Genomic DNA, 16,366 nt, shown 5'->3' with positions numbered 1-16,366 from the left:
GCATCCTCCGTCGCCGACGTCCGCCGGAACGTATCAGTATGCAGGCGCGCGATGCCAGCGCCAGGCGGACTCGACGATCGCTTCGAGTGCCGGCGTCGCGGGTTTCCAGTCGAGCACGGCACGTGCGCGATCGGGGCAGGCGACGAGCCGGGCGGGGTCCCCCGCGCGTCGCGCGGCGAGGCGCGTCCGCACCGATCGGCCCGTGACGGCCTCCACTGCCGCGACGACTTCGCGCACGGAATAGCCGTTGCCGTTGCCGAGGTTGAACGCGTCGAAGCCGGCGTGGGCGTCGAGATGGCCGAGCGCGGCGAGATGCGCGGCGCACAGGTCGTCGACGTGCACGTAGTCGCGGATACAGGTGCCGTCGTGCGTCGGGTGGTCGTCGCCATAGATCTCCACCGGCTCCGCCTGGCCTGCCGAGTGGCGCAGCAGCCGCGGGATGAGGTGCGTTTCCGGATCGTGCGATTCACCGATCGTTGCCGACGGCTCGGCCCCGGCGGCATTGAAGTAGCGCAGCGCGACGGCGGCGATTCCGTAGGCCTGCACGCTCTCGCACAGCATGCGCTCGACCATCGCCTTGCCACGGCCATAAGGACTGATCGGCGCGATCGGATGGCGTTCGTCGATGAATGCCTGCCGCGGCTCGCCGAAGATCGCCGCGCTCGAGGAGAACACGATGTGCGGTACGCCGGCCTCGCGCATCGCCTGCAGCAGGTTCAGGCTGCCGCAGACGTTGACCGCGTAGTACTTCAGCGGGTCGGCGACCGATTCGCCGACGGCGATCGCGCCGGCGAAGTGGATGACGGCGTCGCAACGCGCCTCACGCAGCGCGCGCGACAGCGCCGGTGCGTCGAGCAGCGAACATTGCACGAGGCGGCCCCAGCGCACCGCTTCGCGATGGCCGCCGGAGAGATCGTCGATGACGACGACTTCGTGCCCGTGCCCGGCGAGCTGCCTGCACATGTGCGACCCGATGTAGCCGGCGCCGCCGGTGACCGCTATCCGCTTCATTCCGTGTGCTGCCGGAGTCGTGGCGCCTCGTTGTACGCGCAAAGCATCGGTGTGGATAGCATGGCTTTTTGCGGGGCGCGCCGGGGCCGCCGGGGTCCGCTCCCGTCCTCGCGCCCGGGTGACGTGCGGGCACGCTGCCGCCTTCCCGCCAAAGCGGGAATCCGGATCTGCGGCACGCAACGGTCGCCGTTCCCGCGGAAGTGCAAAGGCGGATCCGCCTGCGCGTGTCGACCCGCCCTACCACTCCCGTCATTTCCCGCGACGGAGGGATGAGCACGAAGCGCGGAGAACGCGCTCCGAAGGAGGAAGTGCAGCGGGTATCCCATCGAGTTTGAAGGTCGCCAGGACCCGCCATGCCGCCCCTGGGTTCTGGTGCAGTTAGCGCAGCTTCAATAGTCAGGGATACGGTATCCGGCTTTGCAGGCGCGCTGTATCGACCTGCCCCTCGGCCATGGCCGCAGGTTTGCCTTTCGCCGAAGCAGGGTCGTGTGCGGGATGCAGTAGCCAGCGAATATCAGTGGGTTGGCGCAGGGACTTCAGAATCGGTCTCAATACCGTGGCGTTCGGATTCCTGTGAGATGCGTCAAATCCTTGCCTGAACAGGATTTTTTTCCGGAAATTCCTTGACAGTCCACGCCTCGCCACCTAATGTGGGATCAAGTGGTTTTTTGTGGTGGACCGTGGGTCATGTTTCAGGGCGAAACCGCCGTCACGCTGGACGACAAGGGCCGGGTAGCCATCCCCGCGGCCCATCGCGACCTCGTCGCGAAATCCGGCAACCGGCTCGTCGTGACCTACAACCCGTTCGAACACGGCTGCCTGTGGATCTTCCCGCAGGAGGAATGGGAGCGCGTGCGCGACGAGGTGAATGCGCTGCCGTCGGTGAAGGCGGTGCACCGCAACCTGCAGATGAAACTCGTCGGCGCCGCGGCGCATGTCGAGCCGGATGCGAATGGTCGCGTCTCGTTGCCGGCCAGCCAGCGCGGCGCGAGCGGCATCGAGAAGCGCGCGGTGCTGCTCGGCATGGGCAACAAGTTCGAGTTGTGGAGTGAACAGGCGCACCTCGCGAAGATCCGCGAAACGATCGGCGAGGAGCAGATCACGGAGGACATGCTCGAGCTGAAGCTGTGAACGGGGCTCGTCGATGAGCGCGTCGCAGCTGCGGCACGTGCCGGTGATGCTGGCGGAGGTGCTGGAAGGCCTTCGCGTAAGGGAGAAGGGAAGCTGGCTGGACGGGACGTTCGGGCGCGGCGGGCATGCGCGCGAAGTACTGAAGCGGTTGGGCCCGGAAGGGCGCCTGCTGCTGATGGACCGCGATCCCGAGGCGATCGCGGCCGCGCAGGCGGAGTTCGCGCACGATCCGCGCGTCGCGATCCGCCACGCGAACTTCGCCGGGATGGATGCATGGCCGGAGGCGGCGGCGGGGCTCGACGGCGTGCTGCTCGACCTCGGCGTGTCGTCGCCGCAACTCGACGACCCGCAGCGTGGTTTCAGTTTCCAGAGTGAAGGACCACTCGACATGCGCATGGACCCGACACGCGGGACGAGCGCGGCGCAGTGGCTGGCGACGGCGGACGAGAAGGAGATCGCCGATGTGCTGTGGCGTCATGGTGAGGAACGGATGAGTCGACGCATCGCGCGGGCAATCGTGGAACGCGAACGCGAGCGGCCGCTGGCGACCACGCGCGACCTCGCCGACCTCGTCGCCAGGACGATCGGCCACCGCGAGCGCAACAAGCATCCGGCCACGCGCACGTTCCAGGCGTTGCGCATCCACGTCAACGACGAATTCGGCGCGCTCGAACGCGGCCTCGACGCCGCGTTGCGATGCCTCAAGCCGGGCGGACGGCTCGCCGTGATCAGCTTCCACTCGCTCGAGGACCGCGTCGTCAAGCAGTTCATCCGCGGCGAAGTCGCGCGGCCGGTGCGGCGCGGCCTGCCGCTGCCGGAGGTGGCGCCGCCCGCGCTCGTCGCGATCGGCAAGGCGCAATTCGCCGGCGAGGCGGAACTCGCCGCGAACCCGCGCGCGCGCAGCGCCGTGCTGCGTGTCGCCGAGAAGCGCGCCGATCCCCCGGAGGCCAGGTGAGCCTGCGCATCGCCGCCTTCGCGCTGCTGCTGCTGGCGACGATCGCGAGCGCGATCGGCGTCGTCTATGCCCGCCAGCAAAGCCGCCTCACGTTCATCGAGCTGACCCGGCTCGGCAACGAGCGCGACAACCTCGAGTTCGAGTTCGGCCGCCTGCAGCTCGAGCAGGCGACCTGGGCGGAGAACAACCGCATCGACCAGATCGCACGCGGCCGCCTCGGCATGCTGCCGCCCGCGCCTGCGCAGACACTGGTGATCAAGCGATGAGCGCGCGCGCCAAGCCCAACCCGCGCACGCGGCTGTATGCCGTGCTGGCGATGCTCGGCCTCGCCTCGAGCGCGCTCGTCGTGCGCGCGGTCGACCTGCAGGTGGTGCGCAAGGACTTCTACCAGGAGCAGGGTGACGCGCGTTACCTGCGCGACATCGACATCCCCGTGTCGCGCGGGACGATCTTCGACCGCAACGGCGAACCGCTCGCGGTGTCGACCCCGGTCGAATCGATCTGGGCGAACCCGAAGGAACTGCTCGAGCATGCGGACCGCATCGGCGAGCTGGCGCGGGCGACCGGCCTGGACGAGGAGTCACTCAGGCAACGCCTCGCCGAGCGCTCCGACCGCGAGTTCTACTACGTCAAGCGCCACCTCAACCCGGACGACGCGCAGGCGGTGCTCGCGCTCGGCATCCCGGGCGTGTCGAGCCAGCGCGAATTCCGCCGCTACTACCCGAGCGGCGAGGTCATCGCCCACGTGCTCGGCTTCACCAACATCGATGACGCCGGCCAGGAGGGCCTCGAACTCGCGTTCGACGCGTGGCTCGCGGGCGAGAAGGGCGTCAAGCGCGTGATCCGCGACCGCCTCGGCCACGAGGTCGAGAACGTCGAGCTCGTGCGCGAGGCGCGCCCGGGCAAGGACCTCACGATATCGATCGACCGCCGCATCCAGTACCTCGCCTATCGCGAGCTGAAGGCGGCGCTGGTCGAGCACCACGCGAGTTCGGGGTCGATGGTGATCCTCGACGTGCCCACCGGCGAGGTCCTCGCGATGGTCAATCAGCCGTCGTTCAACCCGAACGCGCGCGGCAACGTCGACCCCGCCTACCGGCGCAACCGCGCCGCGACGGACGTGGTCGAGCCCGGTTCGACGGTGAAGGCGTTCACGATCGCGACCGCGCTGGAAAGCGGCAAGTGGAAGCCGCACACGCCGATCGACACGTCGCCGGGCACCTATACGCTGTACGGCCACACCATCAGCGACGTGCACAACAAGGGCCTGATCGACGTCACCGGCGTCATCACCTATTCGAGCAACGTCGGCGCGGCGAAGATCGCCGCGACGCTCAGTCGCGACGAAATGTACGACGTGTTCCATCGCTTCGGCTTCGGCGAAGTCACCGGCTGCGGCTTCCCGGGCGAATCGCCCGGCAACCTGCCGATCGCGAAGAACTGGGGCCCGGTCGAGCAGGCGACGATCGCTTACGGCTACGGCCTCAGCGTGACGCCGTTGCAACTCGCCCAGGGGTACGCCGCGCTCGCAAACGGTGGCCGGCTGCGTCCGCCGACCTTCGTCAAGGGCGGCCAGGCGAAGGATCGCGCCGTCATCGATCCGCAGATCGCGGCGACCGTGCGCGGCATGCTCGAGACGGTCGTGCACCCGCCCGGCGGCGGCATCAAGGCGGCGATCACCAACTACCGCGTCGCCGGCAAGACCGGCACCTCGCGCACCGCGGTCGGCGGCGGCTACCAGAAGAAGTACATCTCGCTGTTCGCGGGCATGGTGCCGGCGAGTGCGCCGCGCCTGGTCGGCGTCGTCGTCATCCACGATCCGCAGGGTGCGTATTACGGCGCGCTCGTCTCGGCGCCGGTCTTCAGCAAGGTCATGGACGGCGCGCTGCGCCTGCTCGACGTGCCGCCCGACGACGTGCAGAACTGGTACACCGCCTCGCCCGATTCCGGGCACACCGTACGCATGGCACGGCAGGCGCCCGACGGCGCCCAGCCCGAGCCCGACTATGCGGAGGGTGTACCCGAATGAACAGGCAATACCGGATGAGCGTGCGCGACCTGCTGCACGGATACGCCGATGCCGGCGCCGCCGGCGACATCGTCGTGCGCGGCCTCGCGCTCGACTCGCGGCGCGTGGAGAAGGACGACGCGTTCTTCGCACTCGCCGGCGCACGCGCGCACGGCATCACGTTTGCCCCGGCCGCGTCGGCGCGTGGCGCAGCGGTGATCCTCGCCGACGAGGCAGGCATCGAGGCGCCCGCGTCCGGCGCGCCCTCCGGCGAGCCGATGGCGCCGGTGGTCGCGGTCGGCGGCTTGCGCGATCGCGTCGGCGCGATCGCGTCGCGCTTCTTCGGCGAGCCCTCGCGCGGGCTGCGCGTGGTCGGCGTCACCGGCACGAACGGCAAGACCTCGACCGTGCAGTTGCTCGCGCAGGCGCTGCACCATGGCGGCCACCGCGTCGCGACCATCGGCACGCTCGGCGCGGGGCCGCACGGCGCGATCCGCGAAGGCGAGCGCACCACGCCGGATGCGATCGCCGTGCACGCGCTGCTGGCGGGATTCCGCGACGACGGCGCGAGCCACGTCGCGATGGAGGTCTCCTCGCACGCGCTCGACCAGGGGCGCGTCAACGCGGTCGCGTTCGAGCTCGCGGTGTTCACCAACCTCACGCGCGACCATCTCGATTACCACGGCACGATGCAGGCGTACGGCGAGGCGAAGCAGCGCCTGTTCTCCTGGCCGGGCCTCGCCGGCGCGATCATCAACGTCGACGACGCGTTCGGGCGTGTGCTCACCAGGGTCGTCGGCGATCGCGTCAAGCTCGTGCGCTACGGCATCGAGCGCGACGATGCTGACGTCGTCGCGCGCGACATCCGGTCGGGCGCGGCCGGATTGCGCTTCCGCCTCGCCACGCCATGGGGCGAGGGCGTGGTCGAATCGCGCCTGCTCGGCCGCTTCAACGTGTCCAACCTGCTCGCGGTCGCGGCCTGCCTCGGCCAGCTCGGCTTCGCCTTCGAGCGCATCCGCGACGCGCTCGCGGTGCTCGAGCCGGTGCCCGGGCGCATGACCCGGCTCGGCGGCGACGCGCAGTGCCCGCTCGTCGTGATCGACTACGCGCATACGCCCGACGCGCTCGAACAGGCGCTCGCGAGCCTGCGCGCGCACTGCGAAGGCCGCCTTGTCTGCGTGTTCGGCTGCGGCGGCGAGCGCGACGCGGGCAAGCGGCCGCAGATGGCGTCGATCGCCGAGTCGCTCGCCGACCGCATCGTCATCACCGACGACAATCCGCGTGACGAGGACGGCGACGCAATCGTCGCGCAAATCATCGCCGGCCTGGCGCACCCGGCGCTCGCGACGATCCAGCGCGATCGCGCCACGGCGATCGCACTGGCGATCGACATGGCGGGCGCGGGCGACGTGGTGCTCGTCGCGGGCAAGGGCCACGAGCCGTACCAGGAAATCGCGGGAGAGAAACTGCCGTTCGACGACGCCACCGTCGCGCGCGATGCGCTGGAGGCACGCCGATGCTGAACCTGCGGCTCTCCGACATCGCGCGCTGGACCGGCGGCCGCCTGCACGGCACCGATGCCGTCGTCGAAGCGGTCTCGACCGACACGCGCTCGCTCGCGGCGGGCATGCTGTTCGTCGCGCTCAAGGGGGAGCGCCACGACGCGCACGCATTCGCGGAAACGGCGCGCGAGCGTGGCGCGGCCGCGTTGCTCGTCGAGCGCGAGCTCGCCACGGCACTGCCGCAGGTCGTCGTTGCCGACACGCTCGTCGCACTCGGCGAACTCGCGCGCGCGGTGCGCGCGCGCAGCACGGCGCGCGTGGTCGGCATCACGGGTTCCAACGGCAAGACCACGGTGAAGACGCTGGTCGCGTCGATCCTCGCCCGCCACGGGCGCACGCACGTCAACGCCGGCAACTTCAACAACGAGATCGGCCTGCCGCTGACCCTGCTCGCGATGCCCGCAGACACCGAGTACGCCGTGCTCGAGATGGGCGCCGGCAAGCCCGGCGACATCGCCTACCTCGCGCGCATCGCGCAGCCGGACGTAGCGCTCGTCAACAACATCGCCGCCGCGCACCTCGAGCGCATGGGCACGCTGCAGGGCGTGGCCGAGACCAAGGGCGCGATCTACCGCGCGCTGCCGAACGACGGCGTCGCGATCATCAATGCCGACGACGCGTTCGCCGACTACTTCGGCGTGCTCGCCGGGCCGCGCCGCGTGCTGCGCTTCGGCCTGCTGCGCCGCGCCGACGTCGGCGCGAACCTCGAGATCGAGGGCGCGGCCGACGGCCGCTTGCGCCTGCTCGCGCCGGCCGGCGCGATCGAGATCGCCTCGCCGCTGCGGGGGCGGCACAATGTGATGAACGTGCTCGCCGCGGCGACGCTCGCGCTCGCGCTCGGCGTGCCGCTGGCGACGATCAAGGCGGGCATCGAGGCGGCTCCGCTCGTCGCCGGGCGGCTCGCGCGGCGCGCACATGCGTCGGGCGCGGTCGTGGTCGACGACAGTTACAACGCGAACCCGGGCTCGTTCGCGGCGGCGATCGCCACGCTCGCCGCGGAGCCCGGTGAACGCGTGCTCGTGATGGGCGACATGGCCGAACTCGGCAGCGACGCCGAGCGCCTGCACGCCGACATCGGCGCGCTGGCGCGGCGCAGCGGCGTGCAGCGCCTGTACGCGGTCGGCCGCCTGAGCCGCGCCGCCGCCGATGCGTTCGGCGCGGGTGCGACGCATTACGCGGACCAGGCGCAACTCGTCGACGCGCTCCGCGCCGAACTGCGCGCGGGCGTCGTGCTGCTGGTGAAGGGATCGCGCTCCTCGGCGATGGACCAGGTCGTGCGCGCGCTCTGCGGCGACGAAGACGGCAACGGAGGCGAACGCCATGCTGCTTGAACTCGCCGAGTTGCTGAAAGGATGGATCAGCGGTTTCCACCTGTTCCAGTACCTGACGTTCCGCACGATCATGGGCACGCTGACCGCGCTCGCGGTGTCGCTGCTTGCCGGGCCGTGGATCATCCGCAAGCTCGCCGAAGTCAAGGCGGGGCAGGTGATCCGCAGCGACGGCCCGCAGACGCACCTGTCGAAGGCCGGCACGCCGACGATGGGCGGCGCACTGATCATCGCCTCGATCGTCGTGTCCACCCTGCTCTGGGCCGACCTGCACAACCGCTACGTCTGGCTCGTGCTCGGCGTGACGATCGCGTTCGGCGCGATCGGCTTCTACGACGACTACAAGAAGCTCGTGCTCAAGGACAGCCGCGGCCTCGCCGCGCGCTGGAAGTATTTCTGGCAGTCGGTGTTCGGCCTCGCCGTCGCGCTCTACCTGTATTTCAGCGCCGACACGCCGGCCGCGACGACGTTCTACCTGCCGCTGATCAAGCAGGCGCAGGTACCACTCGGCCATCTCTCCGCGGCGGCGGTGCAGGCGCCGTGGTGGACCCTGTTCGGCGCGGTCACGTTCGTCGGCCTCGCCTACTTCATCGTCGTCGGCTTCTCCAACGCGGTGAACCTCACCGACGGCCTCGACGGCCTCGCGATCATGCCGAGCGTGCTCGTCGCGACCGCGCTCGGCGTGTTCGCCTACCTCGCCGGCAACAAGGTGTTCTCCGAATACCTCGGCATCCCGGCGATCCCGGGGGCGGGCGAGCTGGCGATCTTCTGCAGCGCGCTGGCCGGCGCGGGCCTCGGCTTCCTCTGGTTCAACACCTATCCGGCGCAGGTGTTCATGGGCGACGTCGGCGCGCTCGCGATCGGCGCCGCGCTCGGTTGCGTCGCGGTGATCGTGCGCCAGGAAATCGTCCTCCTGATCATGGGCGGCGTATTCGTGATGGAAACCGCGTCGGTGATGCTGCAGGTGGCGAGCTTCAAGCTCACCGGCAAGCGCATCTTCCGCATGGCGCCGATCCACCATCACTTCGAGCTCAAGGGCTGGCCGGAACCGCGGGTGATCGTGCGCTTCTGGATCATCAGCGTCGTGCTGGTGCTGATCGGCCTTGCCACGTTGAAGGTGCGCTGATGACCGCGCTCCGGCTCGTCCTCACCCGGCCCTTTGCTCCGCAAGGGGGCGCCCCCTCTCCCGCTGCGCGGGCGAGGGACGGTCGCCGGCTGGCTGCGGCAGCCGTGGGCGATCTTCGTCGATTGGCCCTCACCCCACCATTTGCTTTGCAAATGGTCCCCCCCTCTCCCGCTGCGCGGGCGAGGGACCGTAGTCGGCTGCCTGCGGCAGCCGCATGCTTTGATGGGGGCCGCTGAGATGCTCCTCTTCGACTTCAGCAACGACGACCAGCAGGCGACGCGCTTCGGCGACGTCAAGGGGCGCTACGACATCCCGCTCGTCGTCGCCGCGATGCTGCTGGCGAGCCTCGGCCTCGTCATGGTCGCGTCGAGTTCGATCGCGATCGCCGACGGCCAGCACGTCGGCCCGTTCTACTATCTCTACCGCCACCTCGCATTCCTCGCGATCGGGCTCGTCGCGGCCAACGTGATGGCGCGCGTCGAGCTCGCCTGGCTCGAGCGCAATGCGCTTCCGCTGCTGCTCTGCGGCGCCGTACTGTTGCTGCTCGTGTTCGTGCCGTTCATCGGCGTGCGCGTGAACGGCGCGCGGCGCTGGATCCGCCTCGGCATCATCGGCTTCCAGTCGGTGGAGGCGGTGAAGATCCTGCTCGTCGTGTACATGGCGAGCTATCTCGTGCGCCATCGCGACAACCTGCAGGGCACGCTGTTCGGCGTGATCAAGCCGCTCGGCATCGCGGCGATCTTCGCCGGCCTGCTGCTGGTGCAGCCGGACTTCGGCTCCGCGACGCTGCTGATGGCGGTGACGCTCGGCATGGTGTGGCTCGGCGGCGCGCCACTGCGCAACCTCGCCGCGCTCGGCGCACTCGCGTTGCCGGTGCTCGCCGGCGCCGCGTTGAGCCAGGATTATCGGGTCAAGCGCCTCACCTCGTTCCTCGATCCCTGGGCCGACCCGTTCAAGGACGGCTTCCAGCTGACCCAGGCGCTGATCGCGATCGGCCGTGGCGAGTGGACCGGCGTCGGCCTCGGTGCGTCGGTGCAGAAGCTGTTCTACCTGCCCGAGGCGCACACCGATTTCATCCTCGCCGTGCTCGCCGAGGAGCTCGGCTTCGCCGGCGTCGTGCTCGTGCTCGTGCTCTTCGCCTGGCTGGTCGGCCGTGGCTTCGCGATCGGCCTGCGTGCAGTCGAGCAGAACCGTCACTTCGCCGGCTACTGCGCGTTCGGCGTGTCGCTGATGCTCGCGCTGCAGGCGCTCGTCTCGATCGGCGTGAACCTCGGCGTGTTGCCGACCAAGGGCCTGACCCTGCCGTTGGTGAGCTCGGGCGGTTCGAGCGTGATCATGACGTGCGCCGCGATCGGCCTGCTCGCGCGCGTGAGCTACGAAGTGTCCCGCGCGGAGAACGCGATGCTGCAGGTGATCAGCGAGCGCCAGGCGCTCGAGGTGCGCGCATGAGCGCCTATACCGATCGCGACGGCCCGGTGCTCATCATGGCCGGCGGCACCGGCGGCCACATCTTCCCGGGCCTCGCCGTCGCCGACGAGCTCGTCGCGCGCAAGATCCCGGTGATCTGGCTCGGCGCCGACGGAGGCCTCGAGACCCAGCTGGTACCGCGCCATCGCCTCCACCTGGAAACGCTGCCGATCAGCAGCCTGCGCGGCAAGGGCCTGCCGGCCAAGCTCGCGATGCCTTTCCGCCTCGCCGGCGCCGTCGCCGGCGCGCGCGCGCTGCTCAAGCGGCAGCGGCCGCGCTGCGCGCTCTCGCTCGGCGGCTACGCGGCCGCGCCGGGCGGGATCGCCGCGCAATGGTCGGGCGTGCCGCTCGTCGTGCACGAGCAGAACAGCATCGCCGGCATCACCAACCGCTTCCTCGCGCGCAAGGCCAAGCGCGTGCTGACCGGCTTTCCCGATGTGTTCGCGCGCGGCGAATGGGTCGGCAATCCCGTGCGCGCGTCGATCGCCGCGCTGCCGGATCCGGCGCAGCGCTACGCCGGTCGTGAAGGCGCTCTGCACCTCCTCGTGCTCGGCGGCAGCCAGGGCGCGCAGAGCCTCAATGCGGCTTTGCCCGAAGTCCTGCGCCGGCGCGGCTCGCGCATGGCCGTGCAGGTGCGTCACCAGTGCGGCTCCAGGCACTTCGACAAGGCCCAGGCCGCCTACCTCAATGCAGGCATCGACGCCGATGTCGTGCCGTTCGAGGACGACATGGCGGCGGCCTACGCCTGGGCCGACCTCGTGATCTGCCGCGCCGGCGCGCTCACGCTCGCCGAACTCGCCGCAGCGGGCGTGCCGTCGATCCTCGTTCCGTTCCCGCATGCCGTGGACGACCACCAGACGAAGAACGCCGAGGCGATGGTCGCCGCCGGCGGCGCGCGCCTGGTCGCCGAGGGTGACGAGTTCGTCAAGCGTCTCGGCGCCACGTTCGAAGAACTCAACGACCGCGCGCGCCTCGCGCGCATGGCCCGCGCGGCGCGCGCGCAGGCCAAGCCCGACGCCGCGCGACGCATCGCCGGCATCTGCCTGGAGGCGGCCACGTGACTCCGGCGCGCCTGCAGCATCACGGCGACATCATGCAGGACTTCCGTCGCGTGCATTTCGTCGGCATCGGCGGCGTCGGCATGAGTGGCATCGCCGAAGTGCTGTGCAACCTCGGCTATTCGGTGTCGGGCTCGGACAAGGCCGACAACGCGACCACGCGCCGCCTCGCCGGCCTCGGCGCACGCATCGATCGCGGCCACGACGCCGCCAACGTGGCCGACGCCGACGTGCTCGTCGTGTCGAGCGCGATCAAGGCGGACAACCCCGAACTCGTCGCCGCGCGCGAACGGCGCATCCCGGTCGTGCCGCGCGCGGAGATGCTCGGCGAGCTGATGCGCTTCCGGCGCGGCATCGCGGTCGCCGGCACGCACGGCAAGACGACCACGACGAGCCTCACCGCGAGCGTGCTCGCCGAAGCGGGGCTCGACCCGACGTTCGTGATCGGCGGCCAGCTCATCGCGGCGGGCGCGAACGCGCGCCTCGGCACGGGCGAGTACCTCGTCGCCGAAGCGGACGAATCGGACGGTTCGTTCCTGCTGCTCTCGCCGGTCGTCGCGATCGTCACCAACATCGACGCCGATCACCTCGAGAACTATGACGGCGACTTCGAGCGCGTGAAGAAGGCCTTCGCCGATTTCCTGCACAGGCTGCCGTTCTACGGGCTCGCGGTGTTGTGCATCGATGATCCGGAGGTGGCCGCGCTCGCGCGCGACTCGAACCGCCGCGTGCTGACCTACGCGATCGACGCCGACGCCGACGTGCGCGCGTCCGGCCTGCGCCAGGACGGACGCGCGACCGAATTCACGCTGCACCTGCCCGAAGGCGCGAGCGTGGCCGTGCGCCTCAACCTGCCGGGCCGCCACAACGTGCTCAATGCGCTCGCCGCCTGCGCGGTCGGCTGGCAGCTCGGCGTGCCGCCGGAAGCAATGCAGCGCGCGCTTGCGCAGTTCCAGGGCGTCGGCCGCCGCTTCCAGCTGCGCGGCGAGATCGAACTCGACCGCGGCCACGCGCTGCTCGTCGACGACTACGGCCATCACCCGCGCGAACTCGCCGCGGTGTTCGCCGCCGCGCGCGCGGGCTGGCCCGAACGCCGCCTCGTCGTGGCGTTCCAGCCGCACCGCTATTCGCGCACGCGCGACCTGCTCGACGACTTCGCCCGGGTGCTGGCCGAAGTCGACGTGCTCGTGCTCACCGACGTCTATCCCGCCGGCGAGGCGCCGATCGCCAATGCCGACGGCCGCGCGCTCGCGCGCGCGGTGCGTGCACGCGGCAAGGTCGATCCCGTCCTCGTCGCGCATCCGCGCGACCTGGCCTCGGCGCTGCCACCGCTGCTGCGCGACGGCGACCTGCTGCTGCTGCTCGGCGCCGGCGACATCGGCGCTACCGCAACCGAACTCGCCGCTTCCGGTCACCTGAAGACGCGGGGAACCGCATGATGTCCGCTTCGACCATTCCCCATTCCCGATTCCCCATTCCCGGCTTTCGCGTCACCGACGCGAAAGCCTTCGGCCGCGTCGCCGTCGTCATGGGCGGCCAGTCGGCCGAGCGCGAGGTGTCGCTCGACTCCGGCCGCAACGTGCTCGCCGCGCTGCGCGCGAAAGGCGTCGATGCGCACGCGGTCGACGGCATCCCGGCCCTGCTCGACGCCCTGCGCGCGGGACACTACGCGCGCGTGTTCAACATCCTGCACGGCCAGCACGGCGGCGGCGAGGACGGCGTGCTGCAGGGCGCGCTGGAATCGCTGCACGTGCCGTACACGGGCTCGGGCGTGCTCGGCTCGGCATTGTCGATGGACAAGGTGCGCACCAAGCAGGTGTGGATCGCCGCCGGCTTGCCGACGCCGCGCTTCGTCGCGTTGCGCAAGAGCAGCGGCGCGAAGCCGGACGTGCACGCGGCCGCGGCGAAGCTCGGCCTGCCCGTGATCGTCAAGCCGGCCTGCGAAGGCTCGAGCGTCGGCGTATCGCGCGTGTTCCGCGACGCCGACCTCGATGAAGCGGCCGAACTCGCGGCGCGCTACCCGGGCGACCTGCTCGTCGAGGAGATGATCGTCGGCGACGAGCTCACCGTCGGCATCCTCGGCCGCGAAGCGCTGCCCTCGATCCGCATCGTGCCCAAGGGCGCGTTCTACGACTACCACGCCAAGTACGTCGCCGAGGACACGCAGTACATCTGCCCCGGCCTCGAGGGTGACGCGGAAGCGGAAATCCGCGCGCTCGCGCTCGCCGCGTTCGACGAGGCGGGGTGCTCGGGCTGGGGTCGCGTCGACGTCATGCGCGATCGCGACGGCCGCAACTACCTGCTCGAGGTGAACACCGCGCCGGGCATGACGAGCCACTCGCTCGTGCCGAAGGCGGCCGGCACGCTCGGCATCAGCTTCGAGGACCTGTGCTGGCGCGTGCTGGAAACCTCGTTCGAGGAGAAGCGCGGATGAGCACGGGCTTCCCGTTCAAGCTCGCCGCGTGGGGCGTCGCCCTCACGCTCGTCGCCTTGCCGATCCTCGGCGTGCTCAACGGCTGGTTCGCGAGCGACCGCTGGCCGGTGACGCGCCTCAACGTGAATGCGCGTTTCGACCATGTCAGCGCGGAGCAGATCCGCGCCGCGGCGCAGCCGCTGCTCGGCAAGGGCTTCTTCGCGCTCGACCTCGACGAAGTGCGCGCCGCGGTCGCGCGGTTGCCGTGGGTCGAGCGCGCCGAGGTGCGCAAGCGCTGGCCCGACACGGTCGACCTCACCGTCTTCGAACAACAGCCGTTCGCGCGCTGGGGCAGCGAGCGCCTGGTCAATCGACGCGGCGAGCTGTTCAGCGTCGCCGGCGCCGACGGGCTGCAGGGGCTCCCGCGCCTGAGCGGTCCGGACGATCGCCTCGACGACGTGTTGCGCTTCCATGCCGAATGCCAGCGCGAATTCACCGGCAGCGGCCTCGCGGTCGAGGCGGTCGCGCTGTCGCCGCGCGGCGGCTGGCGGCTCGAACTCGCCTCGGGCACGGTCGTCGAGCTCGGCCGCGACGACGCGCAGCGGCGCCTCACGCGCTTCCTCGACGTCTGGCCGCGCCTCGCCGGCACGCATGCGAGCGCACCGGCCTACATCGACCTGCGCTACGAGAACGGCTTCGCGATGCGCTGGCCGGAGCCCGCAGCGGACGGGAATCGGGAATCGGGAATCGGGAATGGCCAACCGCAGGCAGCAACGCTGCGTCCCGTTCCAGATCCATTCCCGACCGATCCGACGACGTTGCTCGCAGCGACGCGGCTCACCGCTCTTGCGATTCCCGATTCCCGATTCCCGATTCCCGGCCCGCCATGAACCGCAAGACCGAAAAGAACCTCATCGTCGGCCTCGACGTCGGTACCTCGAAGATCGTCTCGATCGTCGGCGAGCACACGCCGGGCGAGCCGGTCGAGATCATCGGCATCGGCTCGCATCCCGCGCACGGCCTCAAGCGCGGCGTCGTCGTCGACATCGAGTCGACCGTGCATTCGATCCAGCGTGCGGTCGAGGAGGCCGAGCTCATGGCCGGCTGCCAGATCCGCTCGGTCTACGCGTCGATCGCGGGCAGCCACATCAAGGACGAGAACTCGCACGGCACCGCGCCGATCCGCGACAAGGAAGTCAGTGTCGCCGATCTCGACGTGGTGCTGAATTCGGCCTGCGCGATCGCCATCCCGGCCGACCGCAGCGTGCTCTACCGCGAACCGCAGGAATACCTCATCGACGGCCAGGAGGGCATCCGCCATCCGGTCGGCATGTCGGGCGTCAGGCTCGAGGCGAACGTGCACCTCGTGACCGGGGCGGCGAGCGCGATCCAGAACATCACCAAGTGCATCAACCGCTGCGGCCTGCAGGTCGACGAGCTGCTGCCGGCCGCGGTCGCGTCGGCGCGCGCCGTGCTCACCGACGACGAGCGCGAACTCGGCGTGTGCATGGTCGACATCGGCGCCGGCACCACCGACATCGCGATCTACACCGGCGGCGCGCTGCGCCACACGACCTCGCTCGCGATCGGCGGCGACCAGGTCACCAGCGACATCGCGCACCTCATGCGTACGCCGACCGCTCATGCCGAGGAACTCAAGGTGCGCTATGCGTGCGCGCTCGCGCAGCTCGCGCATGCGGAAGAAACGATCCAGGTGCCGAGCGTCGGCGACCGTCCGCCGCGGCGCCTCGCGCGGCAGAACCTCGCCGAGGCGGTGCAGCCGCGCTACGAGGAGATCTTCGAGATGGTGCAGGCGGACCTGCGTCGCAGCGGGCGCGAGGAACTCGTGCGCGCGGGCATCGTGCTCACCGGCGGCGCCGCGCGCATGGAAGGCGCGCTCGACCTCGCCGAGGAACTGTTCCACATGCCGGTGCGGCTCGGCACGCCGCAGCACGTGACGGGCCTCGCCGACGTCGTCGCGAACCCGATGCAGGCGACCGGCGTGGGTTTGCTCATCTACGGCAGTCGCGGCGGCGCGACGCGCGGCGTCCCGGTGGCGGGCAGTTCGACGGTCGGCAGTTTGTGGAACCGGGTCGCGACCTGGTTCAAGGGCGAATTCTAGTGAGTACGGCGCCGGAAGGCTCCTGTTGGAAAGTCCGGCATGGAAGCCGGTCTGGTCTCTGCCGTCACGAAGGACGGCAGAGGTAACAACCATGGCACGCCAGCCGTGGCAGGACGGGCCGGACCGGGAAGGTCACGGACCCGGGAACGATAAGAAAACCAGGCAGTAACCACTTGCGGAGGATG

Annotated in this window: 14 protein-coding genes; 13 read left to right on the top strand and 1 reads right to left on the bottom strand. The window is 70.2% G+C overall.

The genetic code is table 11. The annotated features are described in order from the left end of the window. Positions 1–33: 33 nt before the first annotated feature. Positions 34–1,011: a UDP-glucose 4-epimerase GalE gene (galE, locus tag EV148_RS00415; RefSeq protein ID WP_131991807.1), complete on the bottom strand. Its 978-nt coding sequence runs from the start codon at positions 1,009–1,011 to the stop codon at positions 34–36. A gap of 687 nt (positions 1,012–1,698) precedes the next feature. On the opposite strand from galE, the gene mraZ reads away from it, so the two are divergent. The 13 genes from mraZ (at position 1,699) to ftsA (ending at position 16,181) form a co-directional block, all read left to right on the top strand. Continuing rightward, positions 1,699–2,142: a division/cell wall cluster transcriptional repressor MraZ gene (mraZ, locus tag EV148_RS00410; protein WP_131991804.1), complete on the top strand. Its 444-nt coding sequence runs from the start codon at positions 1,699–1,701 to the stop codon at positions 2,140–2,142. A 13-nt stretch (positions 2,143–2,155) separates the two neighbouring features. Next, the gene (gene rsmH / locus EV148_RS00405; protein WP_131991801.1) at positions 2,156–3,097 is read left to right on the top strand and encodes a 16S rRNA (cytosine(1402)-N(4))-methyltransferase RsmH; all 942 of its coding nucleotides are present in this window, start codon (positions 2,156–2,158) and stop codon (positions 3,095–3,097) included. 2 nt (positions 3,098–3,099) lie between these two features. Beyond that, on the top strand, positions 3,100–3,363 hold the full coding sequence (gene ftsL / locus EV148_RS00400; RefSeq protein WP_241987969.1) for a cell division protein FtsL: 264 nt from the start codon (positions 3,100–3,102) through the stop codon (positions 3,361–3,363). Next, positions 3,360–5,126 carry a peptidoglycan D,D-transpeptidase FtsI family protein gene (locus EV148_RS00395; protein ID WP_131991797.1) on the top strand — a complete coding sequence of 589 codons (1,767 nt, stop codon included), beginning with the start codon at positions 3,360–3,362 and terminating at the stop codon, positions 5,124–5,126. The genes ftsL and EV148_RS00395 overlap by 4 nt, the downstream gene beginning before the upstream one ends. Further along, entirely contained in the window at positions 5,123–6,628 is a 1,506-nt protein-coding gene (locus EV148_RS00390; RefSeq protein WP_425479830.1) for a UDP-N-acetylmuramoyl-L-alanyl-D-glutamate--2,6-diaminopimelate ligase, read from the top strand. Before EV148_RS00395 ends, EV148_RS00390 begins: the two co-directional genes overlap by 4 nt. After that, positions 6,622–7,998 carry a UDP-N-acetylmuramoyl-tripeptide--D-alanyl-D-alanine ligase gene (locus tag EV148_RS00385; RefSeq protein ID WP_131991794.1) on the top strand — a complete coding sequence of 459 codons (1,377 nt, stop codon included), beginning with the start codon at positions 6,622–6,624 and terminating at the stop codon, positions 7,996–7,998. Before EV148_RS00390 ends, EV148_RS00385 begins: the two co-directional genes overlap by 7 nt. Next, entirely contained in the window at positions 7,988–9,121 is a 1,134-nt protein-coding gene (mraY, locus tag EV148_RS00380; protein ID WP_131991791.1) for a phospho-N-acetylmuramoyl-pentapeptide-transferase, read from the top strand. Before EV148_RS00385 ends, mraY begins: the two co-directional genes overlap by 11 nt. 237 nt (positions 9,122–9,358) lie before the next feature. Beyond that, complete coding sequence (ftsW, locus tag EV148_RS00375) at positions 9,359–10,570, top strand: putative lipid II flippase FtsW (protein ID WP_131991788.1); 1,212 nt, start codon at positions 9,359–9,361, stop codon at positions 10,568–10,570. Beyond that, a complete protein-coding gene (gene murG / locus EV148_RS00370) occupies positions 10,567–11,649 on the top strand; it encodes an undecaprenyldiphospho-muramoylpentapeptide beta-N-acetylglucosaminyltransferase (protein WP_131991785.1) in 1,083 nt (360 codons plus the stop codon). The genes ftsW and murG overlap by 4 nt, the downstream gene beginning before the upstream one ends. Beyond that, a complete protein-coding gene (murC, locus tag EV148_RS00365) occupies positions 11,646–13,085 on the top strand; it encodes a UDP-N-acetylmuramate--L-alanine ligase (protein ID WP_131991782.1) in 1,440 nt (479 codons plus the stop codon). Before murG ends, murC begins: the two co-directional genes overlap by 4 nt. Beyond that, the gene (locus EV148_RS00360) at positions 13,085–14,080 is read left to right on the top strand and encodes a D-alanine--D-alanine ligase (RefSeq protein ID WP_131991779.1); all 996 of its coding nucleotides are present in this window, start codon (positions 13,085–13,087) and stop codon (positions 14,078–14,080) included. The genes murC and EV148_RS00360 overlap by 1 nt, the downstream gene beginning before the upstream one ends. Continuing rightward, entirely contained in the window at positions 14,077–14,949 is an 873-nt protein-coding gene (locus tag EV148_RS00355; protein WP_131991776.1) for a cell division protein FtsQ/DivIB, read from the top strand. Before EV148_RS00360 ends, EV148_RS00355 begins: the two co-directional genes overlap by 4 nt. Beyond that, positions 14,946–16,181, top strand: a complete 1,236-nt coding sequence (ftsA, locus tag EV148_RS00350) for a cell division protein FtsA (RefSeq protein WP_131991773.1) — start codon at positions 14,946–14,948, stop codon at positions 16,179–16,181. The genes EV148_RS00355 and ftsA overlap by 4 nt, the downstream gene beginning before the upstream one ends. The last annotated feature ends 185 nt before the right edge of the window (positions 16,182–16,366 follow it).

Origin of the sequence: Dokdonella fugitiva, assembly GCF_004342425.1 — a bacterium.
Lineage (GTDB): Bacteria > Pseudomonadota > Gammaproteobacteria > Xanthomonadales > Rhodanobacteraceae > Dokdonella_A > Dokdonella_A fugitiva.
This window is presented reverse-complemented; position numbering and strand designations above follow the sequence as displayed.